This is a genomic window from Legionella santicrucis (assembly GCF_001468135.1).
Classification (GTDB): domain Bacteria; phylum Pseudomonadota; class Gammaproteobacteria; order Legionellales; family Legionellaceae; genus Legionella; species Legionella santicrucis.
In genome coordinates this window covers 1-2,629 of record NZ_LNYU01000059.1, presented here as the reverse complement: position 1 = coordinate 2,629, position 2,629 = coordinate 1, and the positions used below count along the sequence as shown (strand labels likewise).

Sequence of the window (2,629 nt, the reverse complement as noted above, 5' to 3'; positions counted from 1 at the left end):
CAGGAATTATTACTCTTCGATAGCGCATTATATTGAACTTGGTTTACATTCCATTTTGAGGAATGTTATACCTTTCTTTTGTGATTTTACAATGTGATAAATATTTTAATTAAGAAACTTTGGAGAAATGTGTTTAGGTGTTGGAATCAAATGTTGGGTCGCGACCCAACATTTTCTGTTTTTAATTGAGTGAATGTATTAAAAAAAACGCAACTTATATGCTAAAATTCCGGACAAGTTATTTGTCGCTTCTATATTTCTTGACAAACAAAAGCTCAAAGTGTACAATTAATACCCAGATAGTGATCATTAATTCAAAGACACTACTCTGACATATCTTCTCCAAAAGGATTAAGGGAGGACTGGAATTTTCCTAGTTTTAATCAATAAACGGGTTTGTCGATGAGAAAAAATTTAATGAGCCGAACACATTAGTAGTAAAAACTAATGTAAAGAAGTCCATTGAATTTGATATTCAAAGACGAGCGAACCACCCTTCTCTTACTTTTTTTCTCAAACTTCTTTTTACAGTTATTGAGGAAAAAAATGCCAAACACCATCATAGAGTCAAAAAAGCCGGTAAAAATATACCTTGAAGGAACTGTTATGAGAGATATAGCACAGTACCTACAGAAATTTGCTTTTGAGAATGGCTTTGCCTCCGATGATATTCAAGTGGTCACGGATATTAGCCAAGCAGATGCTATTTTATTCACATCTAGCGACTCCATAAAATATCATTGGGAAGAGGTTCAAGTTAAAGTGGATGAACTTAATACCCAAGTTAAGAAAGTAAAAAACTCTCTTATCCCAATTTTTATTATCAAAGGGTGGCAATGTTCTAATTACGAATGGGGTTGTACAGAAATAGATCTATTATCAAAAGAACTAATATCAGAAGGACTATCATTACAAGAGACAAAAAGCCGGCTCCCAGGAGTAGGCCCCAATCGTTTTGAAAAAGAGATGTTCGAGAGGTGGCGCGTACTCCCTTTAAATCTATTGAATAGAAACAACCTATTTTTTCATTGGTTTGGGGTAGATACAAATGTTTCGGTTGAAGGGAATTACCATGGCGATTTAAACATCATTGTTGTTGAGAATAAATCCGATATAAATTATCAAATTTTGCTCAAAAAATATCAAGCACAGTTGAAAGGAAGTGATGCATTGATTGTCATAAAAAATGATACATCTAAACAAGTATTTTATCTTGATCCAATACAGAAAGTTATTAATCCAGTAAACGCTTGGGGTTGGAAAGCATCGTCTGGTCTTGAGAAGTTTTATAAGTTAACGCTACGGCAACAGGCTAATAGTATAGCTTTAGCAACTGAAGAACAATATGGGCACATGTCGCATTTTATAAATAGACCTCATCCAAAAATTTTAAAAGAGAATAAAGAAGAAGCATCAAAATTATTAAAAAATTTGGATTTATGTTTGCAAAAAAAATCACAGGATGCAGGATACCAACAACAACTTTCTACAAAAAACTCAGATCAAGTCAAACAAACAAAAGAACAACAGAATAAGCCGAAAGAAGAACTATCCTTGGAAGAAAGAATAAAAGCATACAAGAAACAATATATTTCGCCAACGCAAGAAGAACCAGAGCAAACAAAAGAACCACAAAAACTTGAAGAACAACAGAATAAGCCGAAAGAAGAACTATCCTTGGATGAAAGAATAAAAGCATACAAGAAAAAATATATTTCGCCAACGCAGGAAGAACCAAAGCAAACAAAAGAACCACAAAAACTTGAAGAACAACAGAATAAGCCGAAAGAAGAACTATCCTTGGATGAAAGAATAAAAGCATACAAGAAAAAATATATTTCGCCAACGCAGGAAGAAGGATACCAATATAATTCAAAGCAATTTTTTTTCTCTCCGGAAAAATCAGTGCAATCGTCTAATGTTGAAGCACACCGAGAAGAGATGTCCTATAGAAATATTCCAAATTAATAGCAAGGTTGGGACAAGACCCAACTTTTCTACCATAATTCTTTTTTGGGCATAAATGGAGTATTCTTAACATAACTTATTAAGAATAAAACACTAAATGATTAAAAAATAAATTTAAAAATATTGTCGAATAGAAACAAGTGCCAGCGCAGATCCCGCTAGCTCAATAAAATTACTTGAAACGATCATACAACAATTAGGTTGGGTCGAGACCCAACAATAACTTACTCTCCAAAGACTCCTCATTAAAATCATCCCCATAAGCCTAATTTTCAGGCAAAATTCCTGTTCTTATCGAACGATGAATGCTTGAGTAGAGCCAATCTGAGGCGTTCTTCACATAGCTGTGCTTTACAGGGTTATGATGAATATAATTGGAATGATGCTGGTAATCTTTTGCATCACGGATAAGATGCTCCCAAAATCTGCGCTGCCATATACCTCTTTCACTTTTTTTCTCCCTAACAGGATTAACATATTCTTTGGGTGCTATTTGTTGTGAGAAATATCCTTTTGATTAATCGCAATCGCAAAGAATAATCTCCATCATCCTTCGGTAAAGTCAGCAATACGTGGAAATGATCGGGAAGGATCACTATTTCATCTATTTCAAAGTGTATAAAGTGCGGACCTTGTGAAAAGAAATACATAATTTATCAAT

2 protein-coding genes are annotated in these 2,629 nt (G+C 33.9%); one reads left to right on the top strand and one right to left on the bottom strand.

What is annotated here, in order from left to right; translation table 11 throughout:
• Positions 1 to 534 precede the first annotated feature (534 nt).
• Positions 535 to 1,968, top strand: a complete 1,434-nt coding sequence (locus Lsan_RS12400) for a hypothetical protein (protein WP_157068308.1) — start codon at positions 535 to 537, stop codon at positions 1,966 to 1,968.
• Positions 1,969 to 2,233: 265 nt separating this feature from the next.
• Here the strand turns inward: Lsan_RS12400 and Lsan_RS23560 are convergent, their stop codons facing one another.
• Complete coding sequence (locus Lsan_RS23560) at positions 2,234 to 2,461, bottom strand: transposase (RefSeq protein ID WP_420324297.1); 228 nt, start codon at positions 2,459 to 2,461, stop codon at positions 2,234 to 2,236.
• Between the last annotated feature and the right edge of the window lie 168 nt (positions 2,462 to 2,629).